Annotated in this window: 16 protein-coding genes and 1 pseudogene; 4 read left to right on the top strand and 13 right to left on the bottom strand. The window is 70.8% G+C overall.

What is annotated here, in order from left to right:
* Nucleotides 1-5: 5 nt before the first annotated feature.
* The 12 genes and pseudogenes from recO to hrcA all read right to left on the bottom strand — a co-directional run.
* Nucleotides 6-734: pseudogene (gene recO, locus ASG53_RS08785) on the bottom strand (DNA repair protein RecO); the annotation flags it as partial.
* 268 nt (nt 735-1,002) lie between these two features.
* Complete coding sequence (gene leuA / locus ASG53_RS08780; protein WP_056131629.1) at nt 1,003-2,799, bottom strand: 2-isopropylmalate synthase; 1,797 nt, start codon at nt 2,797-2,799, stop codon at nt 1,003-1,005.
* 272 nt (nt 2,800-3,071) lie between these two features.
* Nucleotides 3,072-4,955, bottom strand: coding sequence for a variant leucine-rich repeat-containing protein (locus tag ASG53_RS08775; protein ID WP_156382724.1), 1,884 nt, complete (start codon nt 4,953-4,955; stop codon nt 3,072-3,074).
* A 136-nt stretch (nt 4,956-5,091) separates the two neighbouring features.
* Nucleotides 5,092-7,317, bottom strand: a complete 2,226-nt coding sequence (locus ASG53_RS20110) for a DUF7937 domain-containing protein (protein WP_200945482.1) — start codon at nt 7,315-7,317, stop codon at nt 5,092-5,094.
* A 243-nt stretch (nt 7,318-7,560) separates the two neighbouring features.
* Nucleotides 7,561-8,505, bottom strand: a complete 945-nt coding sequence (gene era / locus ASG53_RS08765) for a GTPase Era (RefSeq protein ID WP_056131621.1) — start codon at nt 8,503-8,505, stop codon at nt 7,561-7,563.
* The gene (locus tag ASG53_RS08760; RefSeq protein ID WP_056131618.1) at nt 8,502-9,848 is read right to left on the bottom strand and encodes a hemolysin family protein; all 1,347 of its coding nucleotides are present in this window, start codon (nt 9,846-9,848) and stop codon (nt 8,502-8,504) included. The genes era and ASG53_RS08760 overlap by 4 nt, the downstream gene beginning before the upstream one ends.
* Nucleotides 9,845-10,306 (bottom strand): rRNA maturation RNase YbeY, encoded by a 462-nt coding sequence (gene ybeY / locus ASG53_RS08755; protein WP_056131615.1) that lies wholly within the window; start codon nt 10,304-10,306, stop codon nt 9,845-9,847. Before ybeY ends, ASG53_RS08760 begins: the two co-directional genes overlap by 4 nt.
* Nucleotides 10,303-11,364: a PhoH family protein gene (locus ASG53_RS08750; RefSeq protein WP_056131612.1), complete on the bottom strand. Its 1,062-nt coding sequence runs from the start codon at nt 11,362-11,364 to the stop codon at nt 10,303-10,305. The genes ybeY and ASG53_RS08750 overlap by 4 nt, the downstream gene beginning before the upstream one ends.
* Before the next feature lie 94 nt (nt 11,365-11,458).
* Nucleotides 11,459-11,815 carry an HIT domain-containing protein gene (locus tag ASG53_RS08745; RefSeq protein ID WP_056131609.1) on the bottom strand — a complete coding sequence of 119 codons (357 nt, stop codon included), beginning with the start codon at nt 11,813-11,815 and terminating at the stop codon, nt 11,459-11,461.
* A gap of 61 nt (nt 11,816-11,876) precedes the next feature.
* A complete protein-coding gene (locus ASG53_RS08740) occupies nt 11,877-12,710 on the bottom strand; it encodes a 16S rRNA (uracil(1498)-N(3))-methyltransferase (RefSeq protein WP_056131606.1) in 834 nt (277 codons plus the stop codon).
* Nucleotides 12,710-13,828, bottom strand: a complete 1,119-nt coding sequence (dnaJ, locus tag ASG53_RS08735) for a molecular chaperone DnaJ (RefSeq protein WP_056131602.1) — start codon at nt 13,826-13,828, stop codon at nt 12,710-12,712. Before dnaJ ends, ASG53_RS08740 begins: the two co-directional genes overlap by 1 nt.
* A 159-nt stretch (nt 13,829-13,987) precedes the next feature.
* Nucleotides 13,988-15,013 carry a heat-inducible transcriptional repressor HrcA gene (gene hrcA / locus ASG53_RS08730; RefSeq protein ID WP_056133941.1) on the bottom strand — a complete coding sequence of 342 codons (1,026 nt, stop codon included), beginning with the start codon at nt 15,011-15,013 and terminating at the stop codon, nt 13,988-13,990.
* Nucleotides 15,014-15,276: 263 nt separating this feature from the next.
* Here hrcA and ASG53_RS08725 point away from each other — a divergent pair, with 263 nt between their 5' ends.
* The 4 genes from ASG53_RS08725 to ASG53_RS08710 all read left to right on the top strand — a co-directional run bounded on the left by ASG53_RS08725 (nt 15,277) and on the right by ASG53_RS08710 (nt 19,728).
* A complete protein-coding gene (locus ASG53_RS08725; protein WP_056131599.1) occupies nt 15,277-16,659 on the top strand; it encodes a GAF domain-containing protein in 1,383 nt (460 codons plus the stop codon).
* Nucleotides 16,660-16,811: 152 nt separating this feature from the next.
* On the top strand, nt 16,812-18,335 hold the full coding sequence (gene exaC, locus ASG53_RS08720) for an acetaldehyde dehydrogenase ExaC (protein WP_056131597.1): 1,524 nt from the start codon (nt 16,812-16,814) through the stop codon (nt 18,333-18,335).
* A gap of 41 nt (nt 18,336-18,376) precedes the next feature.
* The gene (locus tag ASG53_RS08715; protein WP_056131594.1) at nt 18,377-18,793 is read left to right on the top strand and encodes a DUF779 domain-containing protein; all 417 of its coding nucleotides are present in this window, start codon (nt 18,377-18,379) and stop codon (nt 18,791-18,793) included.
* 74 nt (nt 18,794-18,867) lie between these two features.
* Nucleotides 18,868-19,728 (top strand): DUF3097 domain-containing protein, encoded by an 861-nt coding sequence (locus tag ASG53_RS08710; protein ID WP_056131591.1) that lies wholly within the window; start codon nt 18,868-18,870, stop codon nt 19,726-19,728.
* Between the two features lie 181 nt (nt 19,729-19,909).
* Here ASG53_RS08710 and ASG53_RS20515 read toward each other — a convergent pair whose 3' ends face one another.
* Nucleotides 19,910-20,917, bottom strand: coding sequence for a hypothetical protein (locus ASG53_RS20515; protein WP_056131588.1), 1,008 nt, complete (start codon nt 20,915-20,917; stop codon nt 19,910-19,912).
* Nucleotides 20,918-21,049: the final 132 nt, after the last annotated feature.

The raw sequence follows: 21,049 nt of genomic DNA, 5'->3' as shown, positions 1-21,049 counted from the left end.
GGACTCGTCCTGTCGACCATCCGCAACGACCGCAGCGCGCGCTCGAGGTGGTACTGCGAGTAGGCGGCGACGATCCCGTTGGCCTCACGGCGGCACCGGTCGTCGGTCGCGTCGGCGACGGCCCAGTCGCCGCTGAGCAGCGCGGCCAGCAGGTCGACGGTCTCCTGGGCTGGCGCTGTGGACCCCGGTGGGCGGCAGCGCGGGCAGACGGTCCCACCCTGGGCGACGGAGAACGCCCGGTGCGGGCCGGGCTCGCCGCAGCGGGCACAGTCGGAGAAGGTCGGTGCCCAACCGGCGACGGCGAGCGCGCGCAGCAGGTACGAGTCCAGGACGAGCCCTGGGGCGTGCGCGTGCTCAGACAATGCACGCAGCGCACCGGCGAGGAGCCAGAACTGCTGGACGCTCGGCTCGCGCTCGGCCTCGACGAGACGGTCGGCAGTCTCGAGCATCACGGCACCCGCGGTGTAGAGCCCGTAGTCGGCGAAGATCGCGCGGGCGTAGGGCTGGACGGTCTCGGCCTGGGTGACGATGTCGAGGTTGCGTCCGACGTGCAGCTGGACGTCGACAAACATGAAGGGCTCGAGGCGGGCGCCGAAGCGCGACGACGTCCGCCGCACGCCCTTGGCGACAGCCCGCACCTTGCCGTGCTCGCGCGTCAGGAAGGTGATGATGCGGTCTGCCTCACCCAGCTTGTGCGTGCGCAGGACGAGCGCTTCGTCTCGGTAGAGGACCACAGGCACCATTCTCCGTCATCCCACCGACAAGCGGAGCCGTCGCCGCGCGCCGTCACACGACGTCCACAGCACGAGCAAGCACAGCGAGGCGACACCGGCACGCGAAACGGGACCGGACCGACAGACGAGCAAGAGACAGCGGAGCGACACCGGCAGGCCAGCGCGCCGGTGCGAGACCGGCAGGAAGGCACAGCGGGGCCGGACCAGCTCCGGACCCTCAGGTCCGTCTGCCAGGTCCGGCCCCGCTGGCTGCGTGTCCGCTCGTGCGTCAGGCCGTGCGGCCCTGCCGGTTCACTGCCGAGATGATCGCCTTGAGCGAGGCGGTCGTGATCGACGGGTCGATGCCGACGCCCCACAGGACCTCGTCACCCACGGCGCACTCGACGTACGCAGCCGCCGTCGCGTCTCCACCCTCGGAGAGTGCGTGCTCGGCGTAGTCGAGGACCCGCACGTCGACGCCCACCTTGCTGACGGCGTCGACGAAGGCCGCGATCGGACCGTTGCCGCTGCCCTCGAGCGTCACCGGCGTGCCAGCGTCGACGAGGTCGACCGACAGCGTGTCGAGGCCACCTTCGACGCTCGACGCGCGGGTGCCACGCAGCGACAGGCGCCCCCACGGCTCGAGCGGACCGCCGGCCGGGGCCGGGAGGTACTCATCCGCGAAGATCTGCCAGATGTCCTCGCCCGTGACCTCGCGGCCACCAGAGTCGGTGACCGACTGCACGACGCGGGAGAACTCGATCTGCAGGCGACGCGGCAGGTCGAGGTGACGCTCGGTCTTGAGCAGGTACGAGATGCCGCCCTTGCCAGACTGCGAGTTGACCCGGATGACAGCCTCGTAGGAGCGTCCCAGGTCGCGCGGGTCGATCGGCAGGTACGGGACGCCCCAGACGAGGTCGTCGACCGTGACGCCCTTCGACTCGGCCTCGGCCGCCATCGCGTCCAGGCCCTTCTTGATGGCGTCCTGGTGCGAGCCGGAGAAGGCCGTGAAGACGAGGTCGCCTGCGTAGGGGTGACGCTCGTGGACGCCCAGCTGGTTGCAGTGCTCGACGGTCCGGCGGATGTGGTCGATGCCGCCACCGACCGTGAAGTCGATCTCGGGGTCGACACCCTGGCTGAAGAGGTTCATGCCGAGGGTCACCAGGTCGACGTTGCCTGTGCGCTCGCCGTTGCCGAAGAGGCAGCCTTCGATGCGGTCGGCGCCGGCCTGGTAGCCGAGCTCCGCGGCGGCCACGGCGGTCCCGCGGTCGTTGTGCGGGTGCAGCGACAGCACGACGTTCTCGCGGTGCACCAGGTGGCGGTTCATCCACTCGATCGAGTCGGCGTAGACGTTGGGCGTCGCCATCTCGACCGTCGCGGGCAGGTTGATGATCACCTTGCGGTCCGGGGTCGGCTCGAAGATCTCGATGACCTCGTTGCAGATCCGCGCGGCGAACTCGAGCTCGGTCCCGGTGTAGGACTCGGGCGAGTACTCGTAGAAGACCTGGGTCTCGGGGATCGTCTGCTCGAACTTGCGGCACAGGCGCGCACCCTCGAGGGCGATGTCGACGATCCCGTCCATGTCCGTGCGGAACACGACGTCGCGCTGGAGCGTGGACGTCGAGTTGTACAGGTGCACGATGGCCTGCTTGGCGCCAGCGATCGCCTCGTAGGTCCGGGCGATGAGGTGCTCGCGAGACTGGGTCAGCACCTGGATGACGACGTCGTCGGGGATCAGGCCGTCGTCGATGAGCATGCGGACGAAGTCGAAGTCTGTCTGCGAGGCCGACGGAAAACCGACCTCGATCTCCTTGTAGCCCATCGAGACGAGCAGCTCGAACATGCGCAGCTTGCGCTCGGGGTTCATCGGCTCGATGAGCGCCTGGTTGCCGTCGCGCAGGTCGACCGCGCACCAGCGCGGTGCCTTCGTGATGACCTTGTCAGGCCACGTGCGGTTGGGGACCTCGACGCGGAACTGCTCGGAGTACGGCACGTACTTGCCGAAGGGCATCGGCGAGGGCCGCTGGGCGGAGGCTGAGCGGATGCTCGTCGCGCTCGTGCTGCTGGCTGAAGACTGGGGGTTCATGGCGGTGGTTCCTTCGTCGTCCTGTGCTCGAGTGGGTGTCGTTCGTGTAAGCCGGCACACCAACCACCGCGACGAGGAGACGGCCTACGAGGCCTCGTCGCGGCACAGAAGGAGGAGCTCAACCCGCTGGACGCCAATCACGTCGTCCACTGTACTCCTCGGTGCGCGTCGCGCCAGGGCGTCTCACGGTCGCCCGTCCGACAGGTCGGTGACGCAGGACGCCCGCCCCGCGCAGGCGCGAGACGGGCGTCGTGGTCCGGCTGGTCTGGGCCTCAGAACATGTCAGCGAGGTCGCCGAGGCTGTCTTCGAGCCACTGCGGGTCGTCGAGCTTGCCCTCGTCCTTGAGACGCAGGACGTTCGACAGGATCAGACCTGACGAGTCGCCCCACGTGGCCGCACCGCTCATGTACCAGGAGCCGTCTTCCTCGACCGCGACGAGCGAGAGGTCGGTGACACCGAGCTCTTCGAGCAGCGGCACCTGGTCGGCGCAGCCCTCGACGGTCTCGCCGTCGGCCTCGGCCTCGATGCACTCGGCGTCGAGGGTCACCGAGAAGTCCGTGCCCTCGACCGAGCCAGAGACCTCGAGCGACTCGAGCCTGAGCCACGCCACGCCGTCCTTCTCGTCGCGCACCGAGAAGGACGCGTCGACGTCGACGTCCTTGAGGTCCTCCTGGAAGTCCTGGAAGAACTGGTCGTCGATGCTGCTCAGGTCGCCGTAGAGCGTGAGGGCCCGACGGTCGGCGAGAGGCAGCGCCTTGGCGAGCTCAGACGTCGTCCCCGTCTCGAGGTAGTCCTTGATGCCGACGACCAGTCCCTCCCCCGCAGCCTCGGGGGAGTCGAAGGCCCCTGCGAGGTCGTCGCCGGGCATCTCGCCCCGCTCGACACCCGCAGCGAGCGAGGAGTACTCGGCGAGGGTGAGGTACGGGCTGACGTACCAGTCGCCGCCCTCCTCGACCACGACGAGGAAGGGCGCGATCGGGTCGTCGCCCAGGTCGAGACCGAGGTCTCCCCCGAGGTCCGCAGGGTCGAGCATGAGGTCGTCGGCGGTGACGGTCGTGGGCAGGGACTCGGCGATCGCCTCGTCGATCGACGTCCGGATCTCGTCGTCGCTCGGGATCTCCGCACCCTGCTCTTGGAGCGTGGCCCACAGCGAGGAACCCTCGATCTCGTCGAAGAGGTCGATCGTGGCGTCGGCGAGCCTGTCGGCGTCGGCGTCGACCGTGAGCGAGCCGCTCGTGATGCTCACCTTCGCGAGTCCGTCACCCAGGTCTTCGCTGCTCACCTCGAGGTCCTCGAGGGTGAGGTCGAGGGCATCGAGGTAGTCCTTGTAGGACTCGGTGAGGTCGCCGACGTCGTCGCCGTCCGGCATGCGCGCGTCGAAGAGGTCAGCAGCCGTCGTCAGCTGGGAGATCTCCGTCGGAGACGTGACGCCGTACACGGAGACGAGGTCCTTCGAGGCGATCCCCTCGATCATCTGCGTGGCGGCCTCTTCGGGGGTGGCAGCGCCGCCCACCTTGGAGAACCAGAAGTGGTTCGCGGCGAAGGCGCCTGCTCCGACGAGGACGAGGACACCCGCACCGACAGCGATCCACAGGCCCTTGCGGGACTTCTTGGGGCTGGTGCCCGCAGGCGGCTGGCCCCACGCGGCGTCCTGCGGTGGCTGCTGGCCCCACCCGGCGTCCTGCGGGTTCTGCTGGCCGTAGCCCTGGGGCTGGCCCGTCTGCTGCTGCCAGGCGGACTGGGCCGGGTAGCCCTGCTGCGGCTGCTCACCCTGCTGGGCGGGCGAGCCCTGCCACAGCTGCTGGGTCTGGTCCTGCTGACCGGGCTGACCGCCCTTCTGCCAGACCGGCTGGGTGTGCTGAGCGTCCCCGCCCTGCTGCGCGTCGGGGGTCGGCTGCCAGTCGGGGACGGGCGGGGTAGGCGGTGCGGGCGGCAGCGCAGCCGTTCCCTGCTGCGCGCCCCGCGCGTCGATCGCCGCCGCCACTGCTGGGTCGCCCTGGGCACGCAACCACGCGAGCAGCTCGGGGTAGGCCACAGGGTTCGCTGCGACAGCCGCACGGAGGTCCGGGCGCTGGGTCGCGATGTCCGCGAGGACGGCGGGCGGGGTCGATGGGTCGGCCGCGGTCGCCGCGGTGAACTCGCTCGGGGTGGTCATGGTGAACCTGTTCTGGTCGGTCGTCAGCAGGGAGGGCGGTGGTGGACCGGCGGGCGGCGCGGTCCTCAGACGGGAAGAGCCCACCCGCCTCGAGGGCGGCTGGGCTCTTCCCGCACGTCGTCGGTGACCTGGGAGGTCAGCTCTGACGGTTGCGGAGCGCCGCGTCGACGGCCGGGTCGCCGAGCTGGCCGAGCCAGTCGAGGAGCGCCGGGTAGGTCGTCGGGTTGGCCGCGACCTGCGGACGCAGCTCGGGGGCCTCCTGGACGATCTGCGACAGGACCAGACCCGTGGTCGACGGGTCGAGGGCCTGCTGTGCCGTGTAGCCGTGCGACGGGGCGGCGGCCGGGGCCGGGGCGTGCTCGGGCTCGGAGGCCTTGGGCTCACCCGGCTGCGGAGCGTGCTGCTCGTCGTGCGACGCACCGTGCTGCGGAGCGGCCGCGGCGGACACGCCCGGGGCGTGGCCCGCGAGGTGGGTGTCCTGGTCGATCTCGCTCTCGGGCGTGGTCGACGGTGCCTGCCACGCAGACTGACCAGCCGGGTTCTGCGCGACCGGCGCCGAGCCGTAGCCGCCCTCGGAGGCGGCCGGGGTGCCGTAGGACGGCTGGACCGCCGGGGTGCCGTAGGCACCCGTCGGCGCGCCGTACTGACCCTGCTGCGGGGCACCGTACTGACCCTGCGGTGCACCGTACTGACCCTGGGGAGCGCCGTACTGTCCCTGCGGTGCCTGACCGCCCTGCGGCTGGCTCCACTGGTAGGCAGCGTCACCCGCAGCGCGAGGTGCGGGACGGTTCTGCGCGAAGTACGTGCGGATCTCCTTGGGCACCGTCAGCGCGATGACGACGATGGCCGGGAGGGCGAAGGCGAGGAGCAGGTGCCCCTCGGAGACGATCTTGTACTCGGCGTACCCGGTGCCCACGGTCGGGGAGATCACGAGGATCACGATGCCCAGCACGAAGGCGAGACCAGCGGCCGCGAAGGCGACGTTGCGCCCGTTCGCCGGACGGGACGCGAGCGAGAGGCGAGCGAAGACCGCGGCAGCGGCGACGACGAGGCCGAGGATGATCGACGTGATGAGACCGCCGAGGCCGACGTCGAGGCTCTCGCGCTGCGGGAAGCCGATCCACAGTGCAGAGAGCACCACGGTCGAGCCCGCGACGAGCGCGAGGTAGTCGAGGGCGTGGACAGCAGCGCCGATCCAGGTCGCGCTCGGCTCCTCGGTGCGCACGGTGCGGCGGAAGGCGGGAGAGGAGACCGCAGCGGCGAGCCCCGGGAGGAAGATCGCGCCGAGGCCGGCCTGGAGCGACAGGCTCGTGGCGGGGGCGAAGGGGAACAGCGCGTGCACGGACTGCGCCTGGATGAAGGAGCTGCTGTCGCCGGCGCCGAACAGGAAGATCACGGCGAGCGCGGCGCCGAGCGCCACGAGGAACAGCCGCCAGGAGGCCGAGCGCTGGACGAGGACGCCGTAGACGGCCCAGCCGAAGAACCCGACGAGGAACAGCCAGGAGACGATGCCGATGGTCACGATGATCGCGCTGTCGTAGTCGCCGGCGTCGACGAGGAACATGATGAGCGAGAGGACCATCGTCACGGCCGCGAGGCCGGCGATCGACAGGGTGACCAGGCGCCACGTCTTGGGGGCGGCGAGGTCGAGGTGCTCGGGGCCCATCTCGGTCTCGCGCGGCTGCGCGGCGAGCAGGGCGCCGGCGAGCCCGAGACCGAAGGCGGTCCCGACGCCGTAGCTGTCGCCGACCTTGAAGATGTCGAGGACGACGTAGACCACGACGGTGATCACGTACGGGGCGTTGGCCAGCTGGCGGGCCAGGCGCGTCTTGTGGACCGTCCAGGATGCGGGGAAGATCCCGCCGCGAGCGAGGTACGGGATCGCGAGGGACAGCACCGAGATCACCGTGACGATGATGACGACGAAGTTGAAGCTGTCGCCGACCTTCGCGCCGGGCGTCACCCAGAGGGCGAGCGAGACGAGGAGCAGCAGCGCTGCGACCCCGTCACGGACGAAGTCGGACACGGGGATGCCCGTGAAGGGGTTGGGGCGAGGGGCCTTAGGAGCCTGGGGCGCGTAGCCACCCTGCTGACCGGGGGCGTAGCCACCCGGCTGGCCCGGCGCGTAGCCGCCCTGCGGGTACCCGTTCGGGCCCTGCTGGCCGGGCTGCGGCGCGTACTGGCCCTGCTGCGGGGCGTACTGCCCCGGCTGGCCCTGCTGGCCGGGCTGCGGTGCGTACTGGCCCTGCTGTCCGGGCTGCGGGGCGTACTGGCCGGGCTGGGGGGCCGAGGCCTGAGGGTTCTGCGGCGGCCCCTGGTGCGGGTACCCGCCCGGCGTAGGCGCCTGGCCTTCGTGGCTCATGTTCTCCCTTTCGTCGTTGCCGTCCGTGCGCGAGCCGGGCGCCGGGCGCGCCCACCCTCGCGGGGGGCGCGGCCCTGCGGCGACCGCGTCGGTGACGGGCGGCTGCCGTGCCTGGCCGACGCGCTCGTGACCGGCACTGATGTGCGTGCACGACACGTCTCACGGACGAGCATGGACCAGATCCGGGCTGCGTGCACCGTCTGACCCCCGGTAGAACTCCCCATGCGGGCCCCGACGGGCCCGTCAGAATCCGAGGCGGCGCATCTGCTTGGGGTCGCGCTGCCAGTCCTTGGCCACCTTGACGTGCAGGTCGAGGTAGACGCGGTTGCCCAGCAGCGCCTCGATGCCGCGGCGTGACTCGGTGCCGATGTGGCGCAGGCGGGATCCTCCACGGCCGATGATGATGGCCTTCTGGCTGTCGCGCTCGACGAAGATGTTCACCCGCACGTCGAGGAGCGGGTTGGACCCGTTGCTGCCCTCACGCGGCAGGATCTCGTCGACGACGACCGCGAGGGAGTGCGGGAGCTCGTCGCGCACACCCTCGAGGGCTGCCTCACGGACCAGCTCGGCGACCATGACGGCCTCCGGCTCGTCGGTCAGCTCACCGTCCGGGTAGAGCTCGACGCCCTCGGGCAGGTGCGTGACGAGGACGTCGGCGAGGGTGCTCACCTGGTAGCCGCCCTTGGCGGAGACGGGGACGATGTCAGCCCACTCCCCCAGCTGGTCGACGGCCAGCAGGTGCATCGCGAGCTCTTCGTGGCTCACGAGGTCGGCCTTGGTGACGACAGCGATGACGGGTGTGCTGCGGCGACCGCCCTTGAGCTCGGCGAGCTGGTTCGCGATGTACCTGTCGCCGGGTCCGATCTTCTGGTCGGCGGGGAGGCAGAAGGCGATGACGTCGACCTCGGACAGCGTGTCGCGGACGAGGTCGTTGAGGCGCTCACCGAGGAGGGTGCGCGGCCTGTGCAGCCCGGGGGTGTCGACGAGGATCAGCTGGGCGTCCGGGCGGTTGACGATGCCGCGGATCGTGTGACGGGTCGTCTGGGGGCGGTCCGAGGTGATGGCGACCTTCTGCCCGACGAGCGCGTTGGTGAGCGTCGACTTGCCGGCGTTGGGGCGGCCGACGAAGCAGGCGAACCCCGACCTGTGCACTGTGCCCTCGGGCGCGTCGGTGGGTGTGCGGGTCATGAGGCGTTCTCCTGCTGGTTGCGGTGCGTGCGGAGGTCGTCGCGCGCACGGTGGTCGTCGATCACTCGTCGTTCCTGGGTCGTGACCGGGTCTCCGGCCTCGCTCCTGGAGACGAGAAGGGTGGCGAGCTGGCGCCTGCGTCCGTCGACGCGCTCGGCCACGAGGTGGACCCCGTGGACGTCGGCGGTCGCACCGGTGAGCGGCACCTTGCCGAGGGCCTTCGCGAGGAGGCCACCGGCGGTGTCGACGTCGTCGTCGTCGATCTCGAGGTCGAAGAGCTCACCGAGCTCGTCGACGGGCATGCGGGAGGAGACCCTGTAGGTCCCCGGTGAGGTCTCCTCGACCTCGGGGGCTGCGGCGTCGTGCTCGTCGGTGAGCTCGCCGACGATCTCCTCGATCGCGTCCTCGATCGTCACCAGGCCGGCGATCCCGCCGTACTCGTCGACGACGAGCGCGATGTGCGACGAAGCACCCTGGAGCTCGCGCAGCAGGTCGTCGACAGGCTTGGACTCGGGCACGAAGGTCGCCTGGCGCATCACCTTGGCGACGGTCCGCGAGGCACCGTCCTCGGCGTCGTTGAGCACTCTGACGACGTCCTTGAAGTACACGACGCCGAGGAGCTCGTCGACGGAGTCGCCGACCACCGGGACGCGGGAGAACCCTGACCGCAGGAACAGCGAGAGCGCCTTGGGCAGCGGGGTGTACGCGGCGCAGGTGACCATGTCGGTGCGCGGGACCATGACCTCGCGGGTCAGGGTCGACCGCAGGCCGAAGACGGAGCGCAGCATGGTGCGCTCGTCGTCCTCGATCGCGTCGGAGTCGTTGACCCTGTCGACCATGTCGCGCAGCTCGTGCTCTTCCTCGGCCTCGGCCGTGGCGCGCGCCGAGGACGTCAGCGCGGTGACGCGGCCCGCGAGGGCGAGGGTGACCGACAGCAGCCCGCTGAGCCGCACGAGGGTCTGCGCCGGCCGGTGCCGCCCGATGGTGCGCGGGCTGATGCGGACCAGCACGAGCGCCACGAGGGCGCTGCTGAGCACCGCCAGGATCAGCACCAGCCACCACTCGTCGACGAAGGCGGCGAAGCACACCGTGATGCACGCCGTCGAGAGCATCTCGGCGAACACCCGCAAGAACGCCGCCGAGGCGGCGGTCTGGCCAGGTTCTGCGACGAGGCGCTGCACGCGCGACGCGAGGTCTGAGCGGTTGTCGACGATCTCCGCGACGGCCGACCGGCTGATCCGGGTGACTGCTGCCTCCCCGGCGCTGAGCAGCGCCGCGAGCAGGATGCCGACGACGGCCAGCACGACGAGCAGGCCGACCGGTGCGTCGTCGAGGATGTTCATCTGGTCGGACGCCCCGCGAGGAACGTGAGCAGGAGCCGGCGCTGCAGGCCGAACATCTCCTTCTCCTCCTCGGGCTCGGCGTGGTCGTAGCCGAGCAGGTGCAAGATCCCGTGCGTGGTGAGCAGGAGCATCTCCTCGACGGTCGAGTGCCCGGCCACGGCGGCCTGGGCGGCGGCGACCTCGGGGCACACGACGACGTCTCCGAGCAGGCCGGCCGGGGTGACCTCGCCCTCGCGCCCGGGACGGAGCTCGTCCATCGGGAAGGAGAGGACGTCGGTCGGGCCGGGCTCGTCCATCCACTGGATGTGCAGCTCGGTCATCACCTCGGTGCCCACGAAGAGGATCGACAGCTCGGTCTGCGAGTGCACGTGCATCTCGTCGAGGACGAACCGTCCGAGGGCGGCGAACTCGGCCTCGTCGACCTCGTAGCCGGACTCGTTGTTGACTTCGATGCTCACCTGCGGTGGCCTTTCTCGGTGGTCCGGTCGGTCGACCGGGCGTCGTGACGGGTGGAGTGACGGTCGGTGGTGAGGTCCCACCGGGAGTAGGCCTCGATGATGTCGCCGACCAGCCTGTGGCGGACCACGTCGGTCGAGGACAGCCTGCAGAACTCGATGTCGTCGACGCCTGTCAGGACGTCTTCGATGACCCGCAGGCCTGACTGGGTCCCGCCCGGGAGGTCCACCTGGGTGACGTCGCCGGTGATGACCATCTTCGACTGGAAGCCCAGGCGGGTCAGGAACATCTTCATCTGCTCGGTCGAGGTGTTCTGCGCCTCGTCGAGGATGATGAACGCGTCGTTGAGGGTCCGGCCGCGCATGTAGGCGAGCGGGGCGACCTCGATGGTCCCGGCCTCGATGAGCTTGGGGATCGACTGCGGGTCGAGCATGTCGTGCAGCGCGTCGTAGAGCGGACGCAGGTACGGGTCGATCTTGTCCGAGAGCGTGCCGGGCAAGAACCCGAGCCGCTCCCCGGCCTCGACGGCCGGGCGGGTCAGCACGATCCTGTGGACCTGGCGGGCCTGGAGCGCCTGGACGGCCTTGGCCATCGCCAGGTACGTCTTGCCGGTACCGGCCGGACCGATGCCGAAGGTCACGGTGCTCGCGTCGATCGCGTCGACGTAGTGCTTCTGCCCGGCGGTCTTGGGGCGGATGCTCTTCCCGCGGCTCGACAAGATGTCGAGGGAGAAGACCTCGGCCGGGCGCGACGTGCTCGACGCCGTGAGCATCGCGATGGACCGGGCGACCACGTCGGCGGTCAGCGGTGCACCCGACTGGGCGACCTCGACGAGCTCGTCGACGAGGCGCGCGGCGAGCGCGACGTCTCCGACAGGGCCCCGCAGCACGATCTCGTTCTCCCGGACCCTGACGTCGACCGTCGTGAAGCCGGCCTCGAGGGCCCGCAGCACCGAGTCGACAGGCCCCAGCAGGCTGGCGATGGACACGTCGGCCGGGACGACGATGCGGTGCTCGACGTCGGTGGGTGACGTCCCACCTGTGCTCTCTGCAGCTGTCATAGGGCGGTGTGCTCGGTCCTTCGGCTCGTGGTGCGGTGATCGTGCGGGTGGGGTGCAGCGGACGGGGGTGGTGCGGGGCCTCAGTCTAGGCGGCTCAGCCGACGAGGGCGCCGAGCTGTGTGCCACCCAGGACGTGGGCGTGGACGTGGAACACGGTCTGCCCGGCGTGCGGTCCCGAGTTGAAGATCAGCCGGAACTGCCCGTCGGCACGTTCGCCGGCGACCTGCTCGGCGACACCGACCAGCTCCGCGAGCACGTCGGGGGCTGCTGCCGCGAGCTGCGACACGTCTCCGTGGTGCATGGTCGGGACGACGAGCACGTGCATCGGCGCGCTCGGGTTGATGTCCTCGAAGGCCACCACGTTCTCGGTCCGCGCGACGATGGTCGCGGGCACCTCCCCCGAGACGATGAGGCAGAACAGGCAGTCGGGCTCAGGTGCGCTCGTGGTCATCCTCCGAGGCTATCCGGTCGACCGGGCGGCGTCAGCCTGAATCGTGTGCGCTGCGAGGCGCTCACGCCCAGCGCCCCAGGCGCTCGGAGAGCAGCGCCACGGCGATCGGTCCGGCGGTCGAGGTGCGCAGCACGTGCGGGCCGAGCCTGACGAGCGTGGCACCAGCCTCGGTGAGCAGCGTGCACTCCCGCTCGCTGATCCCGCCCTCGGGTCCGACGACCACCAAGATCTCACGCGGTGCGTCCGAATCCGTCGCGCTGTCCTCGGGCGTCTGGGCAGCCAGTTCTTGGGCCCCTGCGCCGAGCGCCGGGAGCGCAGGCAGCGCAGCCTGGGCGATGGGCAGCGTCGCCTCTTCGTGCAGGACGAGGACCGTGCCACCTGCGGCGACCACCTGGGCCGTGCGGGCGGCGAGGCCCTTCGCGTCGACGACGTCGCCGACACCCGGCAGCGAGGCACGCCGGGCCTGCTTGGTCGCCGCGCGGACCGTCGCAACCCAGCGGGCCCGAGACTTCGCGGCACGGTCCCCGCGCCACACCACGACAGACCTCTCGGCCTGCCACGGCAGCACGGCGTCCACGCCGGCCTCGGTCGCCGCCTCGATCGCGAGCTCGTCCCGGTCGCCCTTGGCCAGAGCCTGGACGAGCACGAGGGACGCCCCGTCGGACGGCTCGCGCTCGACCGAGACGACCTCGAGGGTCACCTCGGAGGCCTGCACAGCCGTCACCCGACAGGTGAGCCGCAGGCCCGCGCCGTCGACGACGTCGATCCGCTCGCCGACGCCGCGACGCTGGACGACACCTGCGTGCCGCCCCTCGAGACCGTCGAGGAGGTACGTGTCACCCGGGGCCAGAGACCCCAGGTCCCCGGCCTCGGCCAGGAAGACCGGTGCGCTCATCAGCGGCCGGTGAGCTTCTCACGCAGCCGGCTGAACACACCCGGGTGGGCCGCAGCGACGCGCCCCTCGGGACGCTCCTCGCCGCGCAGGACCGCGAGCTGACGCAGCAGCTCTGCCTGCTCCTCGGACAGCGACGTGGGGACCTGGACCTCGACGTGCACGTTGATGTCTCCGCGACCGCCACCGTGCAGGTGACCGACGCCGAGGTTCTTCAGCGTGACGACCTGGTCGGGCTGCGTGCCCGGGCGCAGGTCGACCGACTCGGGACCGTCGAGGGTCTCGAGCTCGATGACGGTGCCGAGGGCGGCAGCGGTCATCGGCACCTCGAGCGTGCAGTGCAGGTCGTCCCCGCGGCGCAGGAAGGTCTCGTGCTTGCGCTCGCGGATCTCGAAGTAGAGGTCACCGGCAGGACCGCCGGCAGGACCGACCTCGCCCTGCGAGGTGAGCTTGATGCGGTTGCCCGTCTCGACGCCCGCAGGCACCTCGACGCTGACCGTGCGGCGGCTGCGGACGCGGCCCTCGCCCGAGCACTCGGCGCAGGGCTCGGGGATCGTCGTGCCGAAGCCCTGGCAGGCTGCGCACGGGGCCGTGGTCATGACCTGGCCGAGGAAGGAGCGGGCCACGCGCTGGACCGTGCCGCGTCCGTTGCAGACGTCGCAGGTGCGCGGGGAGGTGCCGGGGCGGCAGCACGAGCCGGAGCAGGTCCCGCAGACCACCGCGGTGTCGACCTGGATGTCGCGGCGCACGCCGAAGGCTGCCTCGGAGAGGTCGATGTCCAGGCGCACGAGGGCGTCCTGGCCGCGGCGCGAGCGCGGGATCGGGCCGCGCTGGGTCTGGCCGCCGCCGAAGAACGTCTCGAAGATGTCCTGGAAGCCGAAGCCGCCGCCACCGTTCATGCCGCCGCCCGGAGCCGACGGGTCGTGACCCATGTCGTAGGACCGGCGCTTCTCAGGGTTCGAGAGCACCTCGTAGGCGCGACCGACGTCCTTGAACCTGTCCTCGGCGTCCGGACCTGCGACGTCAGGGTGCAGCTCGCGGGCGAGCTTGCGGTACGCCTTCTTGATCTGGTCCTGGCTGGCGTCACGGTCGACGCCGAGCACCTCGTAGTAGTCGCTCACTGGTTGGTCTCTGCCGTTCGTCGAAGGGGGCTGGTGCGGCGTCCTGTCGCGGCACCACGGTGCTCGCTCTGAACTCTGCAACGTCTGGACGGGGGTTCTTGTTTCATCGCGTGCGTCACGTCGTGGCCAGGCCGCCGGGCGACGGGGCCACGACGGGCCTCATGCACCGAGGATCCTGGACAGGTAGCGGGCGACGGCCCGCACCGAGGCGATCGTGGCGGGATAGTCCATGCGGGTCGGGCCGATCGACCCGATAGTCGCGACCGAGTCGCCGTCCGAGCCGTACCCGGTCGTGACGACCGAGGTCTCGAACAACCCTGTCAGCTGGGTCTCGTGACCGATCCGCACGTTGACCCCTGAGGAGTCGTCGCCCATCTCGGTGAGGAGGTTGAGCAGCACGACCTGCTCCTCGAGGGCCTCGAGGACAGGGCGCAGGGCGTGCTCGAACCGCATGCTCGCGTGCGCGAGGTTCGCGGTCCCGGCGAGCACGATGCGCTCTTCGCCCTCCTGGGAGAGCGTGTCGGTGACGACCTCGGCGACCCGCGCGACGAGCGCCTGGTCCTCGGGGTCGAAGGTGGCCGCGAGCGCGTCGAGCGCCGTCCGCAGCTCCGGGAGGCGCCGGCCGGCTGCGGCGGCGTTGAGCCGGGCGCGCAGCGCGACCAGGACGATCTCGTCGGGGGTCGCGTCGAGCTCGAGGGTGCGCTGCTCGACACGGCCCGTGTCGGTGATGATGACCACGAGGAGCCGGCGCTCGCCGAGGACGACGAGCTCGAGGTGGCGCAGGCCGGAACGGCGCAGCGAGGGGTACTGGACGACGGCGACCTGGCCCGTCAGCTGGGCGAGCAGCCGCCCGGCCCGGGTGACGACGTCGTCGAGGTCGACGGCGCCGTTGAGGAAGGTCTCGATCGCGTTCTTCTCGGCCGCGCTGAGCGCCTTCACGCCCGCCAGGCGGTCGACGAACATGCGGTAGCCCTTGTCGGTCGGGACCCGTCCCGCGGAGGTGTGGGGCTGCGCGATGAAGCCGCCCTCCTCGAGGACCGCCATGTCGTTGCGGATCGTCGCGGGCGAGACGCCGAGGCTGTGCCGTTCCGCGAGGACCTTGGAGCCCACGGGCTCGCGGGTGTGGACGTAGTCCTCGACGATCGCGCGCAGGACGTCCAGCCGTCGCTCGTCGCTCGCCGCCACGGACCTCTCCTTCACGTCGTCGCCTGCCTGGGCCTCTGCGCTGCCTGCGCGGTCTGGCCTGTCATCGGCCTGTCTTCGGGCTGTCGTCAGGCCTCCATCAGCACTCGGGAGGCCTGAGTGCTAATTCTACGACAGGGCACCGTCACGGTGCACGCGGCGGTCACGCATCCCCTGGAGACAGCCGTGCGGCCCGGAGCTATCGTGTGAGCAGACCTGGACCGGCACGCGACGGAGCGTGCCGGCGACGACGGGAGGTCCAGCGCATGCACACTCCGTCGGACGCACCGGCGGCGCTGCCGGTCCTGTCCGCCCGCTCTGGTCTGCCCGTCCTCCCCCCGCTGCCTGCACAGCCCGGCGGGGTGCGTGATCTCGTGCAGGCCTCGTGGGTGCGCTCGTCGGCCTCACGTCTCGACCCTGACGCCGTACCCGAGCCGACCCTGCTCGACGACTCTCTCCGGGCCGTCCGAGACGAGCACCCGCTCACGCGCGTCCTCGGCACGATCCAGACGCTCCTCGTGCGGCACACGACCGACACCGGTCTCATGGTGGCCGTCGGAGACCAGGCCGGCCGGCTGCTCTGGGTCGACGGTGACCACGACGTCCGCCGTCGGGCGGAGAGCATGGGTTTTGTGGCCGGGACCGACTGGTCCGAGACCGCCGTGGGCACCAACGCCCCCGGGACGGCGCTCGTGCTCGACCGTGCCGTGCAGATCCGACGGACCGAGCACTTCGCGCGGATCGTGCACCCGTGGAGCTGCACAGCCGTCCCCGTGCACGACCGCGCGACAGGCTCGCTGCTCGGGGTCATCGACATCACCGGGGGTGACGACGCCGTGGCGCCCACGACCCTCGCCCTCGTCGAGGCGACCGCGCTCGCCGTCGAGGCCGAGCTGCACCTGCTCACCCTCGAAGACCGGCTCGCGCGCAGACCGGCGCGGCGGCCGTCGGGCTTCACGCTGAGGCGGCTCGCAGCACCCACCGCGGCGAAGGCCGCACCAGCAGCCGAGACGGCGCAGCCCACGGGGCAGGCTGGCACCACCCGCGGGCACGCCCCGCTGCTGCGGGTCCTCGGGCGGGACGACGCGCTGCTCGAGGTCGACGGAGACAGGCTGGTCCTGAGCGGGCGGCACGCCGAGATCCTCACGCTGCTCGCCTGGCACCCGCGCGGCCTCGGCGCCGAGGAGCTCGCGACCGCCGTCTACGGGCGCGACGACGCCCTCGTCACCCTGCGCGCGGAGATGGTGCGCCTGCGCAGGGCGCTCGAGCCCGCATCGCTCCAGGTCCTCTCGCGTCCCTACAGGGTGGGCACGCCGCTCGACCTCGACGCCTCTCAGGTGCTCGCCTTCCTCGACCGCGGCGCTCACAGGGTCGCCTTCGCGGGGTACGTCGGCCCCGTCCTGCCAGGGTCGGCCTCGCCCGGGGTCGCCGCTGCGCGCAGCGAGGTGAGCCGACGGTTGCGCGAGTCGCTGCTCGCCGACGCCGGGGTCGACACCCTCCTCGCCTTCGCCCGGACCGCCGAGGGCGCCGACGACGTCGAGCTGTGGACAGCGTGCCTGCGGCTGCTGCCCGGTCGCTCGCCCCGCCGGGCTGCTGTCGTCGCGCACCTCGAAGACCTCGAGGTGAGGCTCGGCCGGGCGACGCCCTGACGACCTGGGCGAGAAGTCGCGGCGCGCCCGGCGTTCGACCGCTCGACCGCTCGACCGCTCGTGCAACTCGATGCAACCTCGGCGGACCTAGCGTCGAGGAGAGCCCGGTCACCGCCGGGCGCTCATCAGACAGCGTCGTCGAAGGAGCACACATGACCGTCTACGCAGCCCCCGGCACCCCGGGAGCACTCGTCACCTTCAAGCCCCGCTACGAGCACTGGATCGGCGGCACCTGGGTCCCGCCCGTCAAGGGCCAGTACTTCGAAGACATCTCCCCCGTCAACGGCAAGCCCTTCGCCGAGGTCGCCCGCGGCACGGCCGAGGACATCGAGGCAGCCCTCGACGCCGCGCACAAGGCAGCCCCCTCGTGGGGCAAGACCACAGGCACCGAGCGCGCCGACGTGCTCAACAAGATCGCCGACGTCATCGACGCGAACCTCGAGCTGCTCGCCGTCGCCGAGACCTGGGACAACGGCAAGCCGGTCCGTGAGCCGCTCAACGCCGACCTCCCCCTCGCCGCGGACCACTTCAGGTACTTCGCGTCGGTCATCCGCGCGCAGGAGGGCGAGTTCACCGAGCTCGACAACGACACGGTCGCCTACCACTACGCCGAGCCCCTCGGCGTGGTCGGGCAGATCATCCCGTGGAACTTCCCGATCCTCATGGCGACGTGGAAGCTCGCACCCGCGCTCGCGGGCGGCAACACGATCGTGCTCAAGCCTGCTGAGCAGACACCCGTGTCGATCCTCGTGCTGATCGAGCTCATCGGCGACATCCTCCCGCCGGGCGTGCTCAACGTCGTCAACGGCTTCGGCCTCGAGGCCGGCAAGCCTCTCGCCTCCAGCCCCCGGATCCGCAAGATCGCCTTCACGGGCGAGACGACCACGGGCCGGCTGATCTTGCAGTACGCGAGCGCGAACCTCATCCCCTCGACGGTCGAGCTCGGTGGCAAGAGCCCGAACATCTTCTTCGAGGACGTGGCCGACAAGAACGACTCGTACTACGACAAGGCGCAAGAGGGTTTCGTGCTCTTCGCCTTCAACCAGGGCGAGGTGTGCACCTGCCCGTCGCGGTCGCTGATCCAGAAGCCGATCTACGACACCTTCCTCTCCGACGCCCTCGACCGGACGAAGAAGGCCGTCCAGGGGAACCCTCTCGACACGGACACGCAGGTCGGCGCTCAGGCCTCGAACGACCAGCTCGAGAAGATCCTCAGCTACATCGACATCGGCAAGCAGGAGGGCGCACGGCTGCTGCTCGGCGGGGAACGCGTCGACCTCGGCGGTGATCTCACCGACGGCTACTACGTCGCACCGACGATCTTCGAGGGGCAGAACTCGATGCGGATCTTCCAGGAGGAGATCTTCGGACCGGTGGTCGCGGTGACGAGCTTCGACGACTACGCCGACGCCATCGCGAAGGCGAACGACACGCTCTACGGCCTCGGGGCCGGCGTGTGGTCGCGCAACGGGAACCTCGCCTACCGCGCAGGGCGAGACATCAAGGCGGGACGCGTGTGGGTGAACAACTACCACGCGTACCCGGCCGGGGCGGCCTTCGGCGGGTACAAGAGCTCGGGCATCGGACGGGAGAACAGCAAGCTCGCGCTCGACCACTACCAGCAGACGAAGAACCTGCTGGTGAGCTATTCGGAGTCGGCGCTCGGGTTCTTCTAGGAGCGTGCAGTGAGTCGTCGAGGAGCCATCGAGGAGGATCCATGATCGACGCCGACGTCGTCATCGACGGCGAGACACAGTCGCGGGTCGCCGCGACGGACAGCGCTGTCGAGCTGCTGCGCAGGTTGTGGGAGCAGCACGGGCCGCTGATGTTCCACCAGTCTGGCGGGTGCTGCGACGGCTCGTCGCCCATGTGCTACCCCGCGGGCGAGCTGTTCACCTCGGCGGCCGACGTCCTCCTCGGGCGCTTCGACATCGCCGACCAGGGAGCCGGCGGCGCGCAGTCGCAGACCATCGACTTCTGGATGTCGACCGAGCAGTTCGCGTACTGGCGCCACACGCACCTGACGGTCGACGTGGTCCCAGGGCGCGGTTCGGGCTTCTCGGTCGAGAGCCCCGAGGGGGTGCGCTTCATCATCCGGTCGCGGCTGATGGACGTGGCGGACGCCTTCGCCTGATCGGCGCACGGCCCCGCGTGCGACGGACGGCGAGGCTCCGCTCGTCCGTCGCACGCGGGGGCTAGCCTGCTGCGGTGAGCTCAGACCGCTACTCCCAGGACGTCCTCGCCGCCGGACCGCACCCCTCGGCGCGCCGCCCCACCTCTCGGCCCGTGCCCGCCGACCGCGGGCTCGTCGTCGAAGAGGTCATGACCGGGTGGGTCGGGGCTGTGACCCGTGTCGAGAAGTCCGGCGGCCTGCACGTCGTCGTCCTCGAAGACCGCGCCGGGCGCACCCGCACCTTCCCGCTCGGCCCTGGGTTCTGGGTCGACGGCGCCCCTGTCACGCTCACTCCCCCGGTCACCTCCACGGCCCCCGCGGCACCCACCCGCACGGCGAGCGGCTCACGCGTGGTCGCCGACGCCCGGGCGCGCGTCGCCCGCGGCAGCCGCATCTGGGTCGAGGGACGCCACGACGCCGAGCTCGTCGAGAAGGTCTGGGGCGACGACCTGCGCGTCGAGGGTGTGGTCGTCGAGCTGCTCGAAGGAGTCGACAACCTCGCCGACGCGCTCGCCGACTTCAAGCCGTCGAAGGGCCGACGGGTCGGTGTGCTCGTCGACCACCTCGTCCCGGGGAGCAAGGAGCAGCGCATCACCGACGACGTGCTGCGCGCCTTCCCCGGCGGCAACGTCAAGGTGCTCGGCCACCCCTACGTCGACGTGTGGCAGGCCGTGCGCCCGCAGCGCATCGGGCTCGACGCCTGGCCGGTGATCGACCGTGGCACCGAGTGGAAGTACGGGATCCTCCAGCGCCTCGGCTGGCCCGCCGAGAACCAGACCGACGTCGCCCTCGGCTGGAAGAAGATCCTCGGGACCGTCCGCAGCTACGCGGACCTCGAGCCTTCGCTGCTCGGCAGGGTCGAAGAGCTCATCGACTTCGTGACGGTCACCGACTGACCCGGCCGGTCCAGACACTCCTGCGGTCCTGCGGTCCTGCGGTCCTGCGGTCCTGCGGTCCTGCGGTCCTGCCGGGTGAGGGTCTTGCCGTGCCATCCTCGGAGACAGCGCGTCATCGACGAGAGCCTGCACCCCGGGGGGGGTGCAGGCTCTCGTCGGTCGCGCGTGGAGCTGGAGGTCGTCAGACGGGCTGCTCGTTGATGAGCTTCCTGTAGACGTACGCCGAGGCGATCATCGACACGGGGATCGCCACGAGCAGGCCGACCAGCAGGAGGATCGCGCCGACGGCGTTCGCGAGGTAGACGAAGACGTACAGCAGGATCGCGGTCGACAGGTTGTCGAGGACCAGGCGGATGCTCGCCTTGATCGAGTCGATGACCCCGAGACCCTTGTCGATGATGAAGAACAGCGCGAACTGCCCGAAGAACGCGACGATGATCGACCCGATGAAGGTGAAGCTGACGATCGTCGACACGAGGGAGACGAGCAGCGACGTGAGGATGATCGTGCCGAGGCGCGAGGTCGAGAAGAAGTCGGCGAGCGTCGGGCGGCGGCCCTGGGTGATGACGAGCGCACCGCGGATGATGCCGGCCTGCGCGAGCATCACGAGCACGAACATGATGAGCGTGAAGACGACAGCACCGAAGCCGAGACCAGCGATCCCGGCGGCGCCGACCCCGTCGTCACCTGCGCTGAGGCTGCTCCCGACGAGGATGGCGAAGAAGATGCCCCCGACGACCGCGAAGACCGCGAGGTAGGCGAGCGCGGCCAGCAGGAACACGCCGATGTTCTGCGTGAACTTCTGCCACCCGTAGCGGAAGCCGTCAGGGACCGGAGACTCGGGGGCACCGTACTGGCCCGCGGAGATCGGCGGGGCGCTCGGCGGTGGGTAGGCGGACCCGGGCGGCGGGTAGCCGCCGGTCGAGTACTGGTCCTGAGCGCCGTAGGCAGGCTGCTCCGGGGTGGTCTTCTCCCAGCCCGAGGGCTGACCCGGTGCCGGCTGACCGTAGGCGGGCGGCTGCTGGCCCGCTGCGGGCTGGCCGTAGGCCGGGGGCTGCTGGCCGTACCCGGGCTGCTGACCCTGGGCCGGCTGGCCGTAGACGGGCGGCTGCGCCGGCCCGGGGGGCGGCGGATATCCCGACTGTGCGTAGGGGTCCTGCGTGCCGTCGTCCGGCGTCTTGTCGCTCATGCGATCTCCTCGGTCCTCGGTCCCGGCGGACGACCGCGGGATGCGGTCGGACCACGGCCGGGGGCTGTCTACCTCACCCTAGGGGGGCGGCAAAGGTCCAGGCTAGAGCCCCCGACGACCGTGCGCCTGCGC

It is taken from the genome of Sanguibacter sp. Leaf3 (assembly GCF_001425965.1).
GTDB classification, from domain to species: domain Bacteria; phylum Actinomycetota; class Actinomycetes; order Actinomycetales; family Cellulomonadaceae; genus Sanguibacter; species Sanguibacter inulinus.
This window is presented reverse-complemented; position numbering and strand designations above follow the sequence as displayed.

Coding starts and splice junctions, on each gene's coding strand:
- exaC (WP_056131597.1), top strand. CDS start 16,812: ATGACCGTCTACGCAGCCCCCGGCACCCCGGGAGCACTCGTCACCTTC.
- ASG53_RS08745 (WP_056131609.1), bottom strand. CDS start 11,815: ATGACCACGAGCGCACCTGAGCCCGACTGCCTGTTCTGCCTCATCGTC.
- ASG53_RS08715 (WP_056131594.1), top strand. CDS start 18,377: ATGATCGACGCCGACGTCGTCATCGACGGCGAGACACAGTCGCGGGTC.
- ASG53_RS08750 (WP_056131612.1), bottom strand. CDS start 11,364: ATGACAGCTGCAGAGAGCACAGGTGGGACGTCACCCACCGACGTCGAG.
- ASG53_RS20110 (WP_200945482.1), bottom strand. CDS start 7,317: ATGAGCCACGAAGGCCAGGCGCCTACGCCGGGCGGGTACCCGCACCAG.
- leuA (WP_056131629.1), bottom strand. CDS start 2,799: ATGAACCCCCAGTCTTCAGCCAGCAGCACGAGCGCGACGAGCATCCGC.
- ASG53_RS08760 (WP_056131618.1), bottom strand. CDS start 9,848: ATGAACATCCTCGACGACGCACCGGTCGGCCTGCTCGTCGTGCTGGCC.
- ASG53_RS08725 (WP_056131599.1), top strand. CDS start 15,277: ATGCACACTCCGTCGGACGCACCGGCGGCGCTGCCGGTCCTGTCCGCC.
- ASG53_RS08740 (WP_056131606.1), bottom strand. CDS start 12,710: ATGAGCGCACCGGTCTTCCTGGCCGAGGCCGGGGACCTGGGGTCTCTG.
- ASG53_RS20515 (WP_056131588.1), bottom strand. CDS start 20,917: ATGAGCGACAAGACGCCGGACGACGGCACGCAGGACCCCTACGCACAG.
- ASG53_RS08775 (WP_156382724.1), bottom strand. CDS start 4,955: ATGACCACCCCGAGCGAGTTCACCGCGGCGACCGCGGCCGACCCATCG.
- era (WP_056131621.1), bottom strand. CDS start 8,505: ATGACCCGCACACCCACCGACGCGCCCGAGGGCACAGTGCACAGGTCG.